The 3,580-nt window shown below is 70.3% G+C and carries 3 protein-coding genes; 2 read left to right on the top strand and 1 reads right to left on the bottom strand.

The features are described 5' to 3' along the window. Positions 1-74: 74 nt before the first annotated feature. Positions 75-2,249 carry a serine/threonine-protein kinase gene (locus tag STRTUCAR8_RS06435; protein ID WP_006374681.1) on the bottom strand — a complete coding sequence of 725 codons (2,175 nt, stop codon included), beginning with the start codon at positions 2,247-2,249 and terminating at the stop codon, positions 75-77. A 183-nt stretch (positions 2,250-2,432) separates the two neighbouring features. Between STRTUCAR8_RS06435 and STRTUCAR8_RS06430 the strand changes: the two genes are divergently transcribed. Together STRTUCAR8_RS06430 and STRTUCAR8_RS06425 are read left to right on the top strand one after the other, a co-directional pair. Further along, complete coding sequence (locus STRTUCAR8_RS06430) at positions 2,433-2,783, top strand: hypothetical protein (RefSeq protein WP_006374683.1); 351 nt, start codon at positions 2,433-2,435, stop codon at positions 2,781-2,783. Between the two features lie 67 nt (positions 2,784-2,850). After that, on the top strand, positions 2,851-3,345 hold the full coding sequence (locus tag STRTUCAR8_RS06425; RefSeq protein WP_006374682.1) for a hypothetical protein: 495 nt from the start codon (positions 2,851-2,853) through the stop codon (positions 3,343-3,345). Positions 3,346-3,580: the final 235 nt, after the last annotated feature.

Genomic DNA, 3,580 nt, shown 5'->3' with positions numbered 1-3,580 from the left:
CTCGTTTCGTTCGCGCCTACCTGTCCTTGTCCTCTACGGGCTTCAAGTGGCGTACGTGTTTCAGCCGGCCCGCGTCACCAGCGGGCCGGGTCCGCCGCGTCCACGGCGAAGACGGAACCGTCGGGCGCGCTCGCGTAGACGCGTCCGCCGGCGGCGACGGGGGTGGGCAGCGAGGCCGCGACCGTGTCCGAGGCCGGGCCGAGCCGAGGTGGCGTCTGCCCCGCGAGCTTCCCCGTACGGGCGTTCACCGCGAGCAGCCGTCCGTCGGCGGCGGTGAAGTACACGTACCGCCCGTCGGTGGCCGGCGCCGAGCTGAGGCTCACGGACGTCTCCAGCCGCCAGAGCTGCTTGCCCGCCTTCAGATCCACGGCGATCAGCGAACCTCCGCCGCCCGTCAGGTAGACGATGTTCCCGCGCACGACACCATGGGCCCGCTGGAGCGGAAGAGGCACCTCGACCTTGTGGGAGGCGCCGGTCGCCGGGTCGTAGTCGATGACGGCGACAGTGTCCCGGTACACGGTGTCGACGGAGGCGAAGAAGACGGAGGCGCCCGCGTCGGTGGTGCCGATCGGCTGCAGATCCCCGTCCAGTTTGTCCTGCCAGCGCACATTACCGGAGCCGGGATCCAGCGCGGCGACCCGGGTGCTCGCCCCGTCCTCGGCCGTGCTCGTGGCGTACGCCAGCTGGTCGCCGGCGAAGGAGAACAGCCGAGGGCCGTCCAGGCCGGCGATCCTCCGGTGCCACTTGCTGTCGCCGGACTCGCTGTCGACGCCGGTGACCTTCCCGTCGGTGCCGGTGAGGAGGGTCATGCCGCCTGCGTACCCGAGGGCGACGCGGTCGGACACGGTCTCCTGCCAGCGGGGGCGGCCCGTGCCGGGATCGAGTGCCTCCAGACGGGGGCCCACGTTCAGCGCGGGGTGCACGAGCCCGCCCGACAGAACCGGCGGGCGGTTCGGAATCAGGGTGGCGTCGATCGGGTGGCGCCACAGGACGGTGCCGTCGGTGGGGTCGACAGCGGAGACGAGGCCCTTCTGGGCACAGAACAACTTCTCGCCGCCATAGGCGCATTGAGGTATCCCGGCGTCGCCGCCAGTGGCGGGCCGCACCGTCCAGGCCCGGAAACCGGCGGCGGCGGCCGTCGTACCGGCGCCGGAGGAATGGCCCTTGGGCCGGGCGACCGGATCACCCCCGACCAGCTGCAGCGAGGCGACGACACATCCGGCGGCGAGGACAACGGCACCCGCGGCGAGCAGAACGCGCCTGCGCAGCCGCCGCCGGTCCGAACGCCCTTCGGAGGAAGGGGAGTCGGCGGAAGAGGGACCGGTGGAGCGGCCGGCGCCTCCTCGCCGGACGTGGGTCTCCTCGTCCGGGGGGCTCGGCGTGCGCGGCTGCTCGGGTACGAACGACTGGGTGTCGTACGAGGCGGCAACCGACCTGAGTTCCCGCATCAGTTCGTCGGGAGTGGGCCGGTCCTCGGGCTCCTTGGCGAGACAACGCAGCACCAACGGGGCGAGGTTCGACGGCACACCGGTCAAGTCGGGCTCGTCGTGCACGACTTGGTAGGCGACGACGTACGGACTGTCGGAGTCGAACGGCCCGCGCCCGGTCGACGCGTGCACCATCACCGACCCCAGGGCGAAGATGTCGGCGGCGGGCCCCACCTCGCGCGGCCGCCGGAACTGCTCGGGCGCCATGAACGGCGGCGTGCCGATCAACTTGCCCGTCTCGGTGTGCAGTTCGCTGTCCTTCGGCCGAGAAATGCCGAAGTCGATGACCTTCGGACCGTCCTCGGCGAGCAGTACGTTGCTGGGTTTCAGGTCCCGGTGGACGACTCCGACCCGGTGAATGTCCCGCAGCGCCTCGGCGAGTCCGGCCATAAGCCGCCGCAACTGGCCGGGGTTCATCGCCCCGTTCCGCTTCACCTCGTCGGCGAGGGTCGGCCCGGGAATGAACAGGGTGGCCATCCAGGGCCGTTGGGCCTCGGGGTCGGCATCGACGACGGGCGCGGTGAAGGCACCGCTGACGCGCCGGGCGGCGGCGATCTCCTGCCGGAAGCGGCCCCTGAACTCGGGGTCCTCGGCGAACTCGCCGTGTACGACCTTGACGGCGAGCTTCATCCCGGAGGTGCTCCGGGCCAGGTGGACCACGCCCATGCCACCGGAACCCAGCCGTGCGTCCAGACGGTACTGACCGGCGTACTCCGGGTATTCCGCTTCCGCTCCGGATCCGGCGTTCCGCTGTGGCGTCATGGACTCACCCCCGTGCTGTTCGGCCGCTCGCGCGACGCACGGAGCCTAGTCGATGAGCGTTGCGGGACAGAGGCGGCTTGCTGACGTTGGTGTACGAGTTACGCACATGTGTTTCATGGCGTGTTTTAGGGGTATCAACGGGACCCCATGGCAGTCATGGGGTTCAACGGGGGAGGTTTTTTCATGTCCACAGACCACATCGCGGAGAGAACGCCCGACGAGGCTTCAGACCGCACGGAGCTGACGATCACGACTGCGGCGGCCGCAGCGGCGGCGACCACGTCCGTCCGCTTCTACTCGGTCGCCCCCGGCTACCGGCTCAACGTCCGCAGCGGCCCCAGCACCGCCTACAGCATCGTCCGTGTACTGGCCGAAGGCGCCAAGATCCCGATCTACTGCCAGCGCCCCGGCGAGGCGATAGCCGGTCCGTACGGTACGTCGAACATCTGGGACAACATCGACAACGGTGAGTACGTCTCGGACGCGTACGTCCTGACGGGCAGCGACGGCTACGTGGCACCGCACTGCTCCTGACCGCGTGAGCCAGCCGGGCACCGGCACCTGCATTCGGTGCCGGCGCCCGGCTGGCGATAATCGAGGGGTGAGCGACAAGACCGGTACGACAGGCGGCGCCCGTACAGACGGCCCCCGCCCGGAGCCCCTCCGCTTCTTCGGCACGACGTGGGTGAACCACGACGCCGGGTACACGGCACGCAGGGTGGGAGTGGCCGCGGGTTCACTGACGGCGACGATCGCGTCCTGCCTCATCCTGCGCTTCGCCTACGAGGGCCTGCGGATCGCGGAGGTCGGCGGCATCGTCACCCTCCTGGTGGTGGTCATGTTCGCCGTATGCAGCGCACTGGCGTTCGGCCACACCTGGGGCGCATTCACCACCCACCCGGACCCCGCCCGCCAGGCCTCTCTCCGCGGCCTCCTCACGATCGGCTTCGTAGGCACCCTGGCCGCCTACTTCCTCCGCTCCCTGAAAGAGGCCCCCGGCGAGTCCCTCCACCGCCAGGAGTACGAGGCTTCACGCACCCGACAGGCCCGCCGAACAGGAAACCCGGCGAAGCGACGAGCCCGTGGGGATGTCTGAGGGGGGCGTTTCCCACCCACCCGTTCACCGCATCTGTCCAGCGCGGGCCCGGGTCGTCTCAGCCGGCCTGAGAGCCAAGGAAGAGGCCCGTTCGGCCCAGCCCCTTTCCGCCCGCCAGCACTTCTAGCCCGTCCGGCGTTTGAGGACAAGGCCCGTTCAGGGCCGGAGGGGGGTCTGGGGGCGCAGCCCCCAGGTACGGGATGGGACGGGTAGGGGCGGCGGGGGCGAGAAAAAC

This window comes from Streptomyces turgidiscabies Car8 (assembly GCF_000331005.1).
Taxonomy (GTDB): domain Bacteria; phylum Actinomycetota; class Actinomycetes; order Streptomycetales; family Streptomycetaceae; genus Streptomyces; species Streptomyces turgidiscabies.
Note: the sequence above shows the minus strand (reverse complement) of the source record. Positions and strands in the feature narration are given on the sequence as shown.